Below are 15,854 nucleotides of genomic sequence, written 5' to 3'. Positions count from 1 at the left end.
CACTGCTCCCGTACGGCAATGTCAGGAATTCATGTGGTTCTGTAATGTTCTTGCGCGTGTTGCAGGTGTTACTGGGGCGACTTCGCGGCAGAACTGTCCGTCCGTTGCCCGTCTGAACCGGCCCACACCTGGTTCCACGCTCCAGCCCCCTGGCAACCGGGGCCATCCCGCAGATGAGTGATATCGCCTGCGAGACCTGGGCCGATCCGCCGGCGTCCGTCGCGTGAACACGGTATTCGGGCGGCGATCGCCGCTATCACTCACGGATACCGTTGACGTGCATCATCCGAGTGTCGACGCTTTCAGCCATAAACAGCGGAACGGCAGGACCGGGGAAATTCTCATGAAGAAATTCGTGCATCGGGGACAGATCACCAAGGTGGTCTTCGGCAGCGGTACACGCAGCCGCGTGGCCGACGAGGCCGACGCTCTCGGATGCCGTCGGGTCCTCGTCCTGAGCACGCCCGGTCAAGTGGATCGGGCAGCGGAGATCCGCGAGCTGCTCGGCGCGGCAGCCGTGGGGACGTTCGCCGGAGCGGCTCCGCACACCCCTGTCGAGGTCACGGAGAGAGCGCTCGCACACGCCGGATCCGTCGGAGCGGACTCCGTGCTCGCCATCGGTGGCGGATCGACCATCGGTCTCGGCAAGGCGATTGCTGTGCGGACCGGTCTGCCCCAACTGGCGCTGCCCACCACCTATGCCGGCTCGGAGATGACACCGATCCTCGGAGAGACCGAAGGCCGCAGGAAGACAACCCGACGACTGGCGGAAGTGCTGGTCAAGACGGTGGTGTACGACGTCGACCTGACACGCACGCTTCCGGCGGCGATATCGGTGGTCAGTGGCCTCAACGCAATGGCGCACGCGGTGGAGGCCCTCTATGCACAGGATCAGGATCCGGTCGCCTTCCTGATGGCCGGTGAAGCGCTCGACGCCCTCACCCGGTCCCTTCCGGTCATCGCGCGACGTCCGAACGACGGCGCGGCGCGGTCGGATGCCTTGTACGGGGCGTGGTTGGCCGGCACCTGTCTCGGCACTGTGGGCATGGCGCTGCATCACAAGGTGTGCCATGTGCTGGGCGGCACATTCGGGCTTCCGCACGCAGAAACCCACGCGGTCGTCCTGCCTCACGTGGTCGCCTACAACAGCCCGGCGGCCCCGCAGGCCATGAGACGCCTTGCGCAGGCGCTGCCGGGGAAGGACGCTGCGAACGGTCTCTTCGACTTCACCGGAAGGCTCGGCGCGCCCAGGGCACTGAGGGACCTCGGCATGCCCGAATCGGGGATCGAGCAGGCGGCCGACCTCATCGTGCGGGACGGCTACTGGAATCCGCGTCCAGTGGATCGGACGGCTGTCCAGGCCTTCTTGGCCCGAGCCTGGGCCGGAGAGAGGCCGTCGACGTCATCCGGCGCCCAACACGCTCATACCGACTCCGCCATCGAACACTCAATCACCACAGGAGCGTGCCATGCGTGATCTGACCAGTGACACCATCACCGAGGCCGTGATCTCGACCATGGGGGACACCAAAGACCCCCGCGTCGCAGAGATCCTGGAATCCCTGGTGCGGCACCTGCACTCCTTCGTCCGTGAAGTCGGACTGACAGAGGAGGAGTGGGCGCAGGGGGTGGACTTCCTGACACGCACAGGGCAGAAGTGCACGTCCACGCGCCAGGAGTTCATCCTGCTGTCCGACGTGCTGGGCGTCACCATGCTGGTGGACGCCCTGAGTAATCGACGCCCGGCCGAATCCACGCAGAACAGTGTCCTGGGTCCCTTCTTCAGGGAGGACAGGCCGCAGTACGCCGAGGCCGCCGACATCTCCGGGGGTCTTCCCGGCACTCCGCTGTTCTTCGAGGGACGCGTCGTGGACCGTGAGGGGGCGCCGGTGACCGCCGCCGCGGTGGACGTCTGGCACAGCGACGCGGACGGCCACTACGACGTCGATGTACCCGGTCAAGTCGGCCCGGCCATGCGTGCGCTGTTCCGGACCGACGAGACAGGACACTTCAGTTTCCGTTCCATCCGCCCGAACAGCTACCCGATTCCCGGTGACGGCCCGGTCGGTCAACTCATGCGCGCGACCAGCAGGTCGCTCATGCGTCCCGCCCACGTGCATCTGATGATCGACGCCCCGGGATTCGAGCGCGTGACGAGCATGCTGTTCCCGTCCGACGACCCGTACCTGGACAACGACCCGGTTTTCGGGGTCAAGGAGTCGCTGATCGAGTCCTATGACAGCTACCCGGCTGACACCGGCCCCTGCCGAGGGCTCACCGACGAGTCATACACCCTGCTGCGTCACACCTTCGTCCTCGAACCTCGTCACATGGGCTGAGAGCGCCTGCCGGCGCGCTGCAGTCGGCTGCGTCCGGGCGTCATCGACAAGCCTGCAGTGCCGCCGTCCGTGGACTCGAGACGCTTGGCCGACCGACCGCAGCCGTGAGTCGTCAGCCGGTGTGAATGCCCGGCGTGGACGCGATGGCTCGGGCATCGGCGAACGGCGTTGCATTCTTCGCCCCAGGCACCAGCGCCCCGCGCGGCACCGGTGTCATTCAGGTCCCGTTCCGGGACGACCCGAAACTCCGCCTCCTACTTGGCGCAGCGCGATACGTGCGCCACGCGCGCGACGACCTCGCGGACATCATGGGCCCCGCCTACTTGCCTGCTCGAACGACATGCCCGCCGACGTATCCAGCGGGGCGGTGAGTGCACCCGTTCACCCGGGTTTCCGCGCAACAGGCCACGGCATTCCCGACTTTCAAGGAGGTCCTCCGATGACCGAAACCTTTGACAAGGCAGTCGACTTCCGAGCCACGATGAGCCGGCTGGCCACGGGCGTCAGCGTGATCACCACGCGCTCCGGGAGCGCACCCATCGGCATGACGGCGAGCGCCGTGTCCGCACTGTCCCTGGCCCCTCTCCAGTTGCTGGTGTGCATCGGCAATCACCTGTACACGCGGACCGCGATCGCGGAGCACGGTCGCTTTGCCGTGAATGTGCTCGGTGAGGACAGCGAGCACCTGGCGCGAAACTTCGCCGCCTCCAAGCCGGACAAGTTCGCAGGAGTCGAGACCGTCGACGACCATGGCGTGCCCGTGTTGAAGGACGCCATCGCGGCTGTCGTGTGCGACGTCGCGGAGGCGATCCCGGGGGGTGACCACACCATCTTCGTGGGTGAGGTCCGCTATTGCGTGCACAAGGTGGAATGCCGGCCGTTGCTCCACTTCGCGGGTGGCTTCAGCGTGTTGCAGGCTCCGCAGTAGTCCTCGTGGCAGCGGCCCGAACAAGGCCGCTGCGGGAACCGTGACCGGCCCGCCACCGCCTCCGATGCCAGGCTCATGAGAGACGAGCCACGGACGCCGGGGGCGCCGACTGTCTCGACGACTCCTCGGAGAGTGCCATGACCAGCTTCGTTCCGACATTCAAGCTGCAACCTCCGGCGCAGCCTCCGCACCTGCTGACGCGCCCGCGTCTGCTGCGTCGGCTCGACGCGGTGAAGGAGCCCGTGGTGGTGGTCTCTGCCCCGGCCGGTGCCGGGAAAACGGTACTCCTGACCGAGTGGTCGCGCGGTCTTGTGGCTCGCGGGGAATGTGCCTGGCTCAGCCTGGATGCGTACGACAACGCCCCGGGCCGACTTTGGAACGGCATCTTGCGAGCAGTGCACCACGCATGTCCGAAACTGTCTGCCAATCTTGAGGGTGACGGGTGGACGGTCGACGCATGGCTGGAGGAGATCCTGCCGAGCCTGGTGACCGGGCCGGACCGAGAGGGACCGCTCACGCTCATCCTCGACGGACTGGAAGCCATCACGGACGCCGACGCGGTAGGTGGTCTGGCGGATTTCCTGACCAGGGTTCCCGACGGCTTCCGCATCGTTCTGTCGACCCGGCACATCCCAGGACGGCCCCTGCCGACCCTGCGTGCCCGGGGGCTGGTCGCCGAGATCGACCAGCACGATCTGGCCTTCACCTGGGAGGAAGCACAGGCAGTGCTCACCGATCTGCTCGGATCCTCTCCGACCGTGGACACGTCCAACGCGTTGTACGAAGCCACCGAGGGATGGGCGGCGGGGCTGTGCATCATGGGACGCAGCCTCGCGCGATCGGCGAACGAAGGAGACGCGGAAGGGAGACTGGCCCATGGCAGGCAAGCGGTCTCCGAGTATCTGGCCACCGAGGTCCTCTATCGGCTGACCACGGAGCAGCGTCGATTCCTGCTGCGCACCAGTGTGCTCGACGAGCTCAGTTCCGGGCCGTGCCAGGCCCTCGCCGGGGACCACGCGGGCGTACTGTTGCGCGAGCTGGCGCGGACCGTGCAGCTGCTCGAGCCCGTCGCCGCCGATCCCCCGGCGTACCGGCATCACCCGGCACTGTCTTCGCTGTTGTCCGAAATCCTTATTTCCGAAGGGTCGGACAGCGCCGCGGTTCTGCACCAGTCAGTGGCCAAGTGGTACACCCGGCAGGGGGAGACGGCTGCTGCGGTGCGGCACTGGACGCGGGGTGGCGACGAGACCGCCGCGGCCGCATCCATTCTCGATGCATGGGAGAAGACGATCGCAACCGGCGGCGGGGCGGAGGTCTCGCACTGGCTGGACCTCCTGTCACCTCGCACGGTCGCCGTCGACGCCAGACTGTGCGTCGTGGCGGCGATGGCGGCTCTCTGCGAAGGTGCCCCGGAAACGGCCCGACGCTGGCTGGATGTGGCCCGCCTCAGGCAGGCGGGAGGCGAGACGGTCGGCGAGGGCAGCACGGTGTCCGACGCGGCAGCCGTCGCCCAAGCCGTGGCCTGCTGTCTGAACGGGGAGGTCCGGGCCGCCGATCGCCTCGGCGGATCCGCCGTCGCCGGCACCGTGCCGTTGACTTCCTGGCGTGCCCTGGCCTGTACGGCCCGCGGTACCGCTCTGTTGTGGACCTGCCGGTACGAGGAGGCAGAGGCTCTGCTCGGTGAGGCCACCCGTGATGCGCATGCCGCCGGGCACGGCTTGGCGCTCGTCCGCGCGCTGGGCTTGCGGGCGGTGTGCGCGCTCCTGGAGGGACGGCACGAACTGGCGCGCATGCTGAGCGACGAGGCCCTCGAAGCGGTTTCCTCGCTCGGCCTCGGCCGGCACTTCGTCTCCGTATCTGCTTATGTCGGCCGGGTCGTCCTGCTTCTCGACGAGGGACAGATCGACGAGGCCGACCGCATTCTGACAGGTGCGGAGGCAACACTCGCGGCGTCGCCCCGGGCACGAAGCGAACCCCACATACGCGCCCTGTGCCACTTCACGCGGTCGCAACTCGAGCGCGCGCGGCACAACACGGACGCGGCGAGAGCGGCTCGAGAAGCCGGCGAGCGAGCGGCGGCTCGATGCGGCTCACCCAGGGTACTGACGGATCTGCTCGCCCGAGCCGACGGGCACACAGTGGTGCCAGATGCGGCCCCCCGTCCCCAGGACCTGTCGCTGCGGGAGCGCCGAGTGCTCCGTGCCCTGTGCGGGCCGCTGACACTGCGTGAGATCGCCTCCGAGCTGTATGTGTCCCACAACACCGTCAAGACGCAAGTGCGCGCGATCTTCCGCAAACTCGACGCGCACGACAGAAACGAAGCGGTCGCCAGAGCCCGGGAATGCGGTGTGCTCTGATTCGGACGACGTGTGTTACCCCGCCTCTGGGCCAAGGTTCCACGGCGACGGCCTCGTTGCCCGTATGTGCCGGTTCGCTCAGTGGATGGGGGAGAGGACCGGGCCACGGATACCGGCGTGCCACCCCCCACCAGGCCGCAACACCGCCGAGCGGTGCTCCTCATCGAGACGCGACGCTGAGCGATACGCGGCGACTCGTCATGCCATGAGGTGCACAACGAGCCGGCTCTGCTGTTCGCCGACGACGCCTGGCCGGCTTCGACTTCCTGGCGGAGGCCCTCGAAGAGGGCCCGCTGATCGACGTGCACGACCAAGACGCCGTGCACGTCGATCATCTTCGGGGTGGGCCCGGCCGGGGTGGATGAGGCCCGACCGTGCGTCCAAGCCGCGGGCGAACCCTCCCGGCAGGCCGCACGGTTCAGCAGCCCGCGTCCCACACATCGCCGAGCGTCTCGCTCTTCGGCCTCGCAGGCCGACGGCCGGCTCGCCGTGTGTAGTCACCGCGGCAGATCGTCCGCCCAGGACACCTCAACGACAACTGGAGGAGACGGTTTCTAGGCGCCGTGGCGTGAGGCGTCCTGATGTCGGGCGTAGTTCGCCTGTGCCTCGTACGCGGTCTCCTCGTCGTTGCGCACATTCTCGATGCCGCACACCTTGCGCGCGAGATCTGCCATGGCCCCCGCCGGGGACATCTCGGCGCGCTTCATGGTGAGGCTACGAATGGCCAGCAGCGGTGTGCCGTTGAAGTTCTCGAAGGTGCTGATGCGGTCGCCCCAGTCGGACAGGAACATGTCGCGGATCACTCGGCTGATCTTCAGCCTGTCATGGGGCCTTCCAACCGGCCCGGTCTGCAGTGCCTCCAGCCACGGCCGCAGTTCAGGACGCTCCCACTGGCCCTCGGTGGGGTAGATGAGGGCGGCACGACCGGACAGGTCGATGAGCTCGTGGACCATGTCACTGATGTGCTCGATGTAGTACGCCCGCCCGAAGTCGAACATCAGGACGTTCGGCTTGAAGATGCCCCCAGGAGTGAAGAATCCCTGGTCCTCCGAACCGACCACATGCGCCTTGAGTGTCAGGTGGAAGCCGGCGAACCGGGCGATCCGCGCCTGGACCGGCGGCAACTGGTAGGTGCCGATGTGCTCGGTGATCAGCAGCGTCAGGCCGAGCATCAACTCGGCCTTGACCATGGCACGCACCAGCGAGTGGTAGTGCAGCCAGTCGAAGACCCGCTGCGGGTACAGCGACGCGTGCTGCGGGTTGCCGATGTGGAAGACCCGGTCCCAGGGGATGAGTACGTCCTCGAACACGATGATGCTGTCCAGCTCGTCGCCCCGTGAGGCGAGGGGGTGCTCGACTTCCCCGCCTTCTCGCGCGTTGCTCTCTCGGCAGATGATGGTGACCCCGGGCGTGTTCGTCCTCACCGCCCCGTAGATGATCTGTTCCGAAACGATGCCTGGGCGGTAGAAGACACCGATGTGGATCCAGTCCCCGAAGGCCACGCCGGTGCTGATCGCCTTCACGCCCCGCACGGTGATTCCCTCGTCCGAGGTGGCGACCACTCGCAGTGCGGGAGACTCGGCCTGCGCGGAATCGCGCGAGCGGTCCGCCTGCGGGTCGACGAAGGCCGGTGTCGCGTTGAAGTCACCGTCCCGCATCAGGTTCCAGAAATCGAGGATCCCCTCGGTGAGATCGCGCCCGTCGCTCCCGACGGACTGGCTGCTCCAGGGCTCCGGGTCGTCGATGTAGGTCAGTAGGACGTAGTTGTTGACATCCGGAGTGCGCGGGATGGCTCCGCCGCCGAGTTCCCGCTGCACCGTCTCCAGGTAGTGCCGCTTGCGCCGCAGGTCCTCCTTGGAGCGGTGCTGGAACCACGTCATGGACCGTCGGACGCCGTCCTCGTCCACGAACGTCATGGTGTCCTGCAGGTCAGGGCGGTGGTGAAGGTCGTAGAAGGACGCAATGCTGTGGGCGTACGCCCGGGTCTTGGGGTGCGTGGCCACGTTGTCGACGAGTTCGTCACCCACCCACACCTTGCGGCCGTCGTTCAGCGCCGCCAGGTATTCCTTACCTGTACGCACGTCGTGCTCCTCTCCGGTGGCAAGAGATCTGGATGGGACGGAGCATGCGCCGGGGCGGGGTGACGGGTCGCCGCGGAGCCGGCAATCACCCGGGTGAAAGAGGCGATCGCCAGGGCACCGATGTTGAGGGCCTATGTGGAGGTGGGTCATGCTGGCCACATGCACAGCACAGACCCCGCCGACGCCCAGGCCGAGTCCGGGTTGCGCCTGCGAGGACGGGACCGCGAGGTCTTGGCTGTCCGTGACGCCCTGGAAACGGTGCGTGGCGGACGAGGTGCCTGCGTCGTCGTGGAGGGCGCGGCCGGTGTGGGCAAGAGCCGGTTGCTTGCGGAGCTGGACGAAATGGCCCGACGGTCCGGCTTCGATGTGGTGTCCGTGCAGGCCGATGAACTCGATCAGTACGCGGCGGGAGCCGCACTTCAGTCCGCCCTGCAGTCCTCTGACGGTTCCCACCATGCGACCGCGGCCACGGACGACCAGCGGCTCTGGTTGCTCGACAGCATCACTGACGCTCTTGAGGTGCGGGCTCAGCAAGCCCCGGTGACCGTGATCGTGGACGACGCGCAGTGGGCGGACCCGGCGACACTTTTCGCGCTCCGGACCCTGCCCGGACGACTGGCCGCCTCGCAGATCCTGTGGGTGCTGGCGGTACGGCCGGACACCGAGCGACCGATCGTGGCCAGAGTACGGGAGGACCTCGAACGCCTTGGAGCCCGATGGCTGACCCTCGGCCCGCTGCCGCAGCAGGAGCTGCAGCACATCGCGGCCGATGTGCTCGGTGCGATGCCTTCACCAGGTCTGGCCCGGCTCCTGCGAGGCGTTGCGGGCAATCCCTTCCTGGCGATTGAACTGGTACGCGCTTTCGCCGACACCGATGCGGCCAGGACCGACGTGGGCGAGGCAAGCCTCCTGCACGACGGTATACCCGTCAGTTTCCGGCGGAGCGTCGCCATGCGGGTGAACCAGCTCCCGGAAGACGCCGTGCGCCTGCTCCAGATCGGATCCGTTCTCGGCCGCGAATTCGACCTCGGAACAGCCGCTCGCATGCTCGGCAGGCAGGTCGGCAGCCTTCTGTCCGGCGTCGAGGCAGCCTTGAACGCCGGTCTGCTTTCGGCCGACGGACCGCGACTGGCCTTCCGGCACGATCTCATCCGGCAAGCGGTCCACGAGAACCTCCCGTCGGCCGTACGGACCGCTCTGCACCGGGAGGCGGCCGACAGCCTGCGCGGCTTCGGGGCGCGATCGGCCGAGGTGGCCTGGCACGTCGTCATGTCGGGCGGCCCGGTCGACGACGATGCCGTGACCACGCTGACCACGGCTGTACGCGAACTGTCGTCGTCGGCGCCCGACGCGGCCGCGGACCTGGCCCAGCGGGTCGCCGGACTTCTGCCCCCGCACGACCGGCGTCGCATCAGCCTGCTGACCGACGCCGCCGAGTACCTCGGTCGGACTCGCCGCGTTCACGAGGCGCTCGACCTGGTCGACGTCACTCTGCCGGAAGGCCTCGAGCCACTTCAGGAGGCGTACCTCCGTCTGGTGGCGGCCGAAATCCATCAGGCCGCGGGCGACGACGCAGCCGCGATGACGCACCTTCAGCAGGCCCTGGATCTTCCCGCGCTGCCGGCCGAACTGCGCGCTCGGCTGCTCAAGACCAAGGCGACCGGCCACGTGTACCTCGGGGACATCACCGCCGCCGAGCAGACAGGACCCGGGCTGCTCGAGACCTCCTACCGCAGCAACGATCCTGCCGTCATCGTCAGCGCCCTGGTGTTCCAGTCGCAGACGTCCTTCTACCGCGGGCACCTGGCCCACGCCCTGGAGTTGGCCGAGGAGGCCACCCGACGCGCCGGCACCCAGCCCGCAGCGCTCTATCTGAGGCCCCCGCGGATTCCGGCGCTGTGGCTGGCCACCGTGCTGACCGCCACAGACCGCCTCGCCGACACCGAGCGAATTCTGCGGGAGGGACAGCGCGAGGCGGAGGGGCTGGGTCTCGGCTGGTCACTTCCGCACTGGCATGCCGCCCGTGCCTGCGCACTGCTCGAACAAGGGGCGCTGGACGACGCGGCCGTGGAGGCCGAGGCCAGTCTGATGGTGGCAGACGAACTCGAGATCACTCTGCCGATTCCACAGGCCCGCTCGGTGCTGGCATTGGTGGAGATCAGACGCGGTGACCTCAGCAAGGTCAGGGACCACCTCCGCGTCGCCGGATCCGGTTCTGGCAGCACCCAGCGGTACGGCCCTTGGGTGTCTCTCGCGCGCGCCGGCCTGGCGGACGCGGAGGACGAAGCCGGCGAAGGTGCGGCTGCACTCACGGGACACTTCGCAAGCCGCGAACCGACGCGGCTTCTTGCGTTGCCTCCGTCCCAGTGGCCTGGAATCGTGCGGATCGCTCTACGAGGCGACAACCCGTCGATCGCGCGGGCCGTGTCGGACGCACTACGCAGTCTGACGGCACAGGACGACAGTCAGCAGATCATGGGGACGGTCGGTGCCCACGTGGACGGCCTGCTCCACCGCGACACCCGTGCCCTGGCGTCCGCCGTCAGCGGCTACCGGAGCACCGGCAGGCCGTTGGCCCTGGCGGCGGCCTGTGAAGACCTCGGCGAGCTGTTGGCGGTCTCGGCCGACACGGCGTCGGCGATCCCATACCTGGAAGAAGCGGGCCGGTTGGCGGCGGCTGCCGGAGCCGAACGGGATCAGGAACGGATCAGGCGGCGCCTCCGTCAACTCGGCGTGCGCAGTGCCTCGGTGCGGAGCCATACGGCCGGTCACCAGGAGTGGGAGAACCTGACCGAATCCGAACAGAAACTGATCCCGCTCGTTGCGGGCGGCCTCACCAACCGCGCCATCGCCGACCGGCTCTATGTGTCGGTCCACACCGTCAACACCCATATGAAACACATCTTCACCAAGCTCGGAATCAACTCGCGGGTCGAACTGACCCGGCTGGCGATCGAGCGCGGAGTCGGTACCACAGACGGCTTCGTGTGACGCTCGTGGAGTGGGCATCGGTACGACCGCGCACCGATGCGCGGGCAAGTCGAGCGGGTTGAGTCATTGGAAGGCACAGCGGGGTTCCACTCCCGGCTCGCTCAACGGTACGGCCGGTGCCGTCGCGAGAACGGGCGCTGGACTGCCTGATCGGGCAGCCCACGCCGCTTCGCCGCGCGAACGAGTGGGCGCCTCTCCCGGTCGTCGGGCGGCGGGGCCGGAGCCAGATCCGGCGCTTGGTTGCGCCAGTTCGGTGCGATGGGGACGCAGCTCGCGACGCCTGGTGGAGATCAACCTGGCCCACCCTGCACCCGATCGCAGAACAAGTGCCGAGTATCCCCTGAATGGGTGATGCCTGGCCCCGGGGTCGGCCGTGATGGTGGACACACCGACGTGGCCCTCGCATGGCACCGTCATTCATCAGGAAGTGACCGCCTCATGAAAACGATGCGCACAGTACGTGCTCACAGACGTGGAGATTCCGGAGAGCCGGCCTTCGAGACCGCACCACGTCATGTCCCCGGGTTTCGGGACTCCGCAGTGTGCGCGGTCTGCCTCTCTCAGGGTGGTCGGACCCGAACCGCCCACAAGTCCGAAGCGTGGGTACCGCGGCCAACGCCGTACTGCCGTGACCGCGAGTGCGGCTCCGCACGGGTACACGCTCGCGCTGTGGACCGCCACCGCGGTGACGTCGTCCCATCAAGGTGACCCAGGCGTGGCTGGGGTTCTGGCTCTTCTCGTCGGCGCGACGCTCGCCTTCGTCGCATTGGCGGCCGGCGGTACCTCCCTGAAGCCGGACCGTGGCGTGGCGGCGGGCACCCGGATATGGGCCGCCTTCCATCTACCCGTGGCGGCGTGCACCGGGCTCGTCAGTCTGCTGCTGACACGGTGTTGTTCAGGGCCTCTGCTGTGAGGGCTCGTGGGGACGACCACGACCGCCGTGCACCTGCTGGGTGCCAGCGCTCATTTCTCCTGTTTGCACTTCGCCGAATCACCAAGACGCCATAGAAGTTCACCCCTGAGAGGTTCACCATGTCCCTTGTGCTCGACCCCACTGCCCAGGACCTTCTGTTCCGGGAGGCACGGACCGCCAACACCTTCACCGAGGAGCCAGTGGCGGAGGATCAGGTCCAAGCCATCTACGACCTGGTCCAATACGGTCCCACCTCGATGAACCAGCAGCCGCTGCGTATCGTGCTGGTCCGATCCGCCGAAGCACGTGAGCACCTGACCGGGTACCTGTCCGAGGGCAACCGCAAGAAGACCGCGGATGCCCCCCTCGTCGCGATCCTCGCCGCGGACAACGAGTTCCACGAGGAGTTGCCCCGCCAGTTCCCGCACTCCCCGCAAGCCAAGGAACTCTTCGCCGAACGTGAGACGCGTGAGCAGTCCGCGAGGCTCAACGGGCTCATTCAGGTGGGGTACTTCATCATCGGTGTGCGCGCCGCCGGCCTGGCGGCAGGACCGATGACCGGCTTCGACGCCGAGGGAATCAACAAGGAGTTCTTCAGCGATGGGAAGCACTCGGTTCTTGTCGTCGTCAACATCGGCAAACCGGGGGAGAACGCGTGGTTCCCGCGCTCCCCGCGCCTGACCTACAACCAAGTCGTCACCACCGTCTGATGAAGACAACGGCGAGTCGGGTGGAGCAGTTGTCTCGCAGCTCGTGCGGATGCGCGGCCGCTGACTGCGGTGCAGGGACCGATCGGGCATTTCGTCAGGCGTCCGCGCTTCGCGCGGGAAGGACCCATGCAGGCGATCCGGGGCCCTTCCCCAGCACCGGAACCTGAGGAGCAAGGGTGTGAGCGGCTGCAGGGTCACCGTGAGCGGACCAGCTGGACCTGTAGCCACGCCGACACGAAGTAGAGGGAGCTCCGTGAAGCATTGCGGGGCCGCCCGGCTCGCCAGTACCACCGCCTGTCCTGGCTGGGTACCGACGGAGGGCGACGCCGTGGGTACGGAGTGCGAGTTCCCCGCCGGCGTCGCCCTCGACGACATGTCTTGACCTTGGACACCACGAGGTGGCGTCTACGCCGTCCCATCGCCGAGAACGGCCGAGAGGACCCAGGACCCATCAACCGAACCGTGGCCATACTTCGGGGCCGCCTCCATACCACTCGATCAGTGGCGAGTCCGCCACATCGACCTCGTCCAGAGATTCCGCGCCGGCACGCGGCAGGAAGACGCTCAGGTCTCGGAGGCTGTACGCGACACCCAGGACCTCGTCGTCGACCCTCACGCGCCGGCCTCCCCCTTCAGCGGGCGCGTCAACGATTACGCGAGGTTCGCTCATGACATCAGCCTCCCCCGATGCCGGCATCGCAGCACATCGGAACCTCTTTGATCACCATCGGCTTTGGAGCAGGACATGGCGATGTGCATGCTGCACGGCAGCGGTCACAGCGACCTGTCCACGTCCACTCGGCGGTCTGGACATGCAGCGTCAACCCCGTCGGCGTACGGTCGGGATTGTGGAGAGTGGCACCGTAGGGCGGGCGGCAGCGCAGGGCTCTGATGCATGGGCTCGGGTGTTCGCGGCCATGTACGACCCGCTGCTCTGGCTCGGGGAGAAGGTGACCTTGGGTGCCCTTCGGCAGGACTTGGTAGGCCGGGCGGAAGGGCGGACGGTGGAACTCGGCAGCGGCACCGGCCTGAATCTGCGCTACTACCCCGGCGATCTCGACGAGCTGATTCTCACTGAACCCGGAGCCGCCATGCGCGCCCGGTTGGGACAGCGGTTGCGCCGCACCCGGCGTCGGGCGCGAGTGCTCGACGCGTCGGCGGAGCACCTGCCGCTCGCGGACGACACGGTGGACACGGTCGTCTCGACGCTCGTGCTGTGCACCGTCGAGGCACCCGATCTGGCCTTGCGGGAGGTCGGGCGCGTACTGCGGCCGGGTGGCCGACTGCTGTTCCTTGAGCATGTCCGTTCCCGGTCGCCGCGCTTTGCCGCTTGGCAAGACCGCCTCAGCGGCCCCTGGCGTCGGTTCGCGGAAGGCTGCCACTGCAATCGGGCCACCGGCGAGCTGATCCGGGAGTGTGGGCTCGAGCTTGAATCGATGGCGGGGGCGTCGTGGCGCGGAATGCCCCCCATTGTCTGGCCGTTGATCACCGGCGTCGCCACGAAGCGTGAGGGGTTCCGGGCCGCTGGAAGTGCGGCGCCGTGAACGTGAGCGCGCTTGCGTCGCGCGACGCCACTTCGACGGCGTCGCCGGCTCCCGGCGCAACGACGGCACGGCTTCGCAAGCGCGAGACAGCCACCGGTGGGCGGTGGTTGCTGTACTACGGCGGAGCACAGCAACCACCACGACCATGAGTGGCCCCCGACGCCCGTCCGTTGAACCCCTACCGGGCTTGCTGACGGTCGGTCGGCCAATCGTCTCGGAGGGTGCGCTGACGGTGGGGCCCGTTGTCAGGGAGCGATACCGACGCCGTCGATCCGGCTCCAGGACTTCTCCTGCGCGGCGGTCATGGCGGGCCAGTCCAGGCCGCCCGGCCGGGGGGTGACGCGTGAAGCGTACGGGCCGGGTCGGAAGCCCGCGTCGTAGAAGCAGCCGGTGCCGTAGGTGCGATCGAATGCCGGGCAGGATGCCGCGATCGCCTGAGGGGTGGGCTTCCTGCCCGTACGCACCCACGTGTCGAGCGCTGCGATCGAGTTGGCGTATTCGGAGTTGCTCAGCTCGCTGTGCTCGCTCTCCTTGGTGAACGTCTGCACGAGGTACCGTCCCCGGTGTGCGCCGTCGAGGGAGGCACGGTAGGCCGCCTCGTGCTGCACGAATGCCGTCGGGTCGTCGATCGCGTGCATCGTCAGGATGGGGATCGACACCTTTCCGGTGAGGTCGCTGTCGTAGGACAAGTCCCGTACGGCGCTCGGATCGGCGGTGAACCGTTCCACGCCGGCGTTGAGGGCCTTGTCGTCGTGCGACCCGGAGTACCGGACGCCCTTGTTAGTGAAGGGATTGCGGCCGCCGAGACGGTTGGTCACGATGTCGCGGAACGTGAAGGTCGCGAACCGCAGATGCGACTCCAGAGTGCGCTCGGGGATGCCGGTCACGGCCGGGATGTCATCGAGATTGCGCTGCTGCAGCGCGGTCCGCTCCGCCGGGGGCGAGTCATAACCTGTGCATTCCTGAAGCCGGGCGCGCAGTCCGGTGGTTGTCATCGTCGAGTCGGCGCGCAGGCCCTTCCACAGCGGGTACTGGGGTTCGGTGGGCCGTGGATGGTTCTGGCAGTAGTACTGATAGACCACACGGAGGTCGACGCGGTAGTCGTAGCCGCGGGAACCGCCCGCCAGCACACCGCTGGTGAACAGCGCACCGTCGTACGTGCCGTGCTTGGAGCCGTATGTCTCGACCACCTTGGCCGCGACGTCCCCACCCCAGGACTGGCCGTGCACGTAAGTGCGCTTGGGCCTTCCGAACTCGCCTACGAACAGGCGCCGTACGCTCTCGGTGTCCTCGACTGCCATCCGCGTACCGTAGCCGCCGCGCCGGTACGACGAACCCGCCCAGGCATAGCCCTCCTTGACCATCACCGCCCAGCGGTCCAGGTCGCCGACGCTTCGTTCGGGGTCCGAGCTGTCGCCGAGGTCGGGACCGCCGTGGGCGTGCACGACGAGCGAGCCGTTCCACGTCTTGGGGATGGCCATGGCGTAGTACGCGCCGTTGGCGTCCTGGCCGGTGTAGCACGTGGCCGTCCCCCCCAGGCTTGCCGGGCAGTCGGTGGACGCGGGACGACCCGGGTCGGCGAAAGCGGACGGCGCACCGGGGAGAGCGCAGGCCACCGCCCCGGCGAGGCAGACGGCGACTCCCGCCCGCCGTCGTGTGCCGGACTGCGATCGACGGACAATACGTGCGAGCGTTCTCAGGCTTGCCAAAGCGCGGCTCCTTGTCCTCACCGGGCGCAGCGTTGCGCCGCGGGGTGGATGCTAGGCGCGGGCGGGGGCGGGCAGCCACGCCTGTGATCGTTGCGGTCATAGTGTTCGCAACGACGCTGCGTCACCACGCCACGGGCGCACCTGGCCCGCCCTGCGATGTCCCGGGCGGGCTCGGTCGTCGCATGGACGGCCTCGAGAAGCGGCCCGCCACCACAGGCGGGCGATGGTCGACGCACACCGGACGGCGCCCGGGCCGCGCCGCCACTGCGGTCGGAATGGGGT

General features: G+C 67.9%; 11 protein-coding genes. 8 read left to right on the top strand and 3 right to left on the bottom strand.

Going from position 1 to position 15,854, the window contains the following annotated elements:
- The first annotated feature begins 223 nt into the window (after positions 1-223).
- The 4 genes from ACSHXN_RS02915 to ACSHXN_RS02900 all read left to right on the top strand — a co-directional run bounded on the left by ACSHXN_RS02915 (position 224) and on the right by ACSHXN_RS02900 (position 5,624).
- Positions 224-1,477, top strand: coding sequence for a maleylacetate reductase (locus tag ACSHXN_RS02915; RefSeq protein WP_356293967.1), 1,254 nt, complete (start codon positions 224-226; stop codon positions 1,475-1,477).
- The gene (locus ACSHXN_RS02910; protein ID WP_355140220.1) at positions 1,470-2,339 is read left to right on the top strand and encodes a dioxygenase; all 870 of its coding nucleotides are present in this window, start codon (positions 1,470-1,472) and stop codon (positions 2,337-2,339) included. The genes ACSHXN_RS02915 and ACSHXN_RS02910 overlap by 8 nt, the downstream gene beginning before the upstream one ends.
- 439 nt (positions 2,340-2,778) lie before the next feature.
- On the top strand, positions 2,779-3,267 hold the full coding sequence (locus tag ACSHXN_RS02905) for a flavin reductase family protein (protein WP_356293965.1): 489 nt from the start codon (positions 2,779-2,781) through the stop codon (positions 3,265-3,267).
- A gap of 137 nt (positions 3,268-3,404) precedes the next feature.
- Positions 3,405-5,624, top strand: coding sequence for a LuxR C-terminal-related transcriptional regulator (locus tag ACSHXN_RS02900; RefSeq protein ID WP_383357657.1), 2,220 nt, complete (start codon positions 3,405-3,407; stop codon positions 5,622-5,624).
- A 554-nt stretch (positions 5,625-6,178) separates the two neighbouring features.
- On the opposite strand, the gene ACSHXN_RS02895 is transcribed toward ACSHXN_RS02900, so the two are convergent.
- Positions 6,179-7,705, bottom strand: a complete 1,527-nt coding sequence (locus ACSHXN_RS02895; RefSeq protein WP_355140217.1) for a 4-hydroxyphenylacetate 3-hydroxylase family protein — start codon at positions 7,703-7,705, stop codon at positions 6,179-6,181.
- 159 nt (positions 7,706-7,864) lie between these two features.
- On the opposite strand from ACSHXN_RS02895, the gene ACSHXN_RS02890 reads away from it, so the two are divergent.
- The 3 genes from ACSHXN_RS02890 to ACSHXN_RS02880 all read left to right on the top strand — a co-directional run bounded on the left by ACSHXN_RS02890 (position 7,865) and on the right by ACSHXN_RS02880 (position 12,319).
- Entirely contained in the window at positions 7,865-10,696 is a 2,832-nt protein-coding gene (locus tag ACSHXN_RS02890) for a helix-turn-helix transcriptional regulator (RefSeq protein ID WP_383357655.1), read from the top strand.
- Between the two features lie 715 nt (positions 10,697-11,411).
- On the top strand, positions 11,412-11,609 hold the full coding sequence (locus tag ACSHXN_RS02885; RefSeq protein WP_355140215.1) for a hypothetical protein: 198 nt from the start codon (positions 11,412-11,414) through the stop codon (positions 11,607-11,609).
- A 119-nt stretch (positions 11,610-11,728) separates the two neighbouring features.
- Positions 11,729-12,319, top strand: a complete 591-nt coding sequence (locus ACSHXN_RS02880) for a malonic semialdehyde reductase (protein ID WP_355140214.1) — start codon at positions 11,729-11,731, stop codon at positions 12,317-12,319.
- A gap of 451 nt (positions 12,320-12,770) precedes the next feature.
- Here the strand turns inward: ACSHXN_RS02880 and ACSHXN_RS02875 are convergent, their stop codons facing one another.
- Positions 12,771-12,935 carry a hypothetical protein gene (locus ACSHXN_RS02875; protein WP_438302573.1) on the bottom strand — a complete coding sequence of 55 codons (165 nt, stop codon included), beginning with the start codon at positions 12,933-12,935 and terminating at the stop codon, positions 12,771-12,773.
- 301 nt (positions 12,936-13,236) lie between these two features.
- Here ACSHXN_RS02875 and ACSHXN_RS02870 point away from each other — a divergent pair, with 301 nt between their 5' ends.
- Positions 13,237-13,863 carry a class I SAM-dependent methyltransferase gene (locus tag ACSHXN_RS02870; RefSeq protein ID WP_438302572.1) on the top strand — a complete coding sequence of 209 codons (627 nt, stop codon included), beginning with the start codon at positions 13,237-13,239 and terminating at the stop codon, positions 13,861-13,863.
- Positions 13,864-14,108: 245 nt separating this feature from the next.
- Here the strand turns inward: ACSHXN_RS02870 and ACSHXN_RS02865 are convergent, their stop codons facing one another.
- Complete coding sequence (locus ACSHXN_RS02865; protein WP_438306417.1) at positions 14,109-15,479, bottom strand: hypothetical protein; 1,371 nt, start codon at positions 15,477-15,479, stop codon at positions 14,109-14,111.
- Positions 15,480-15,854: the final 375 nt, after the last annotated feature.

Source organism: Streptomyces sp. HUAS TT11 (assembly GCF_051553595.1).
In the GTDB taxonomy this organism is placed as follows: Bacteria; Actinomycetota; Actinomycetes; order Streptomycetales; family Streptomycetaceae; genus Streptomyces.
Note: the sequence above shows the minus strand (reverse complement) of the source record. Positions and strands in the feature narration are given on the sequence as shown.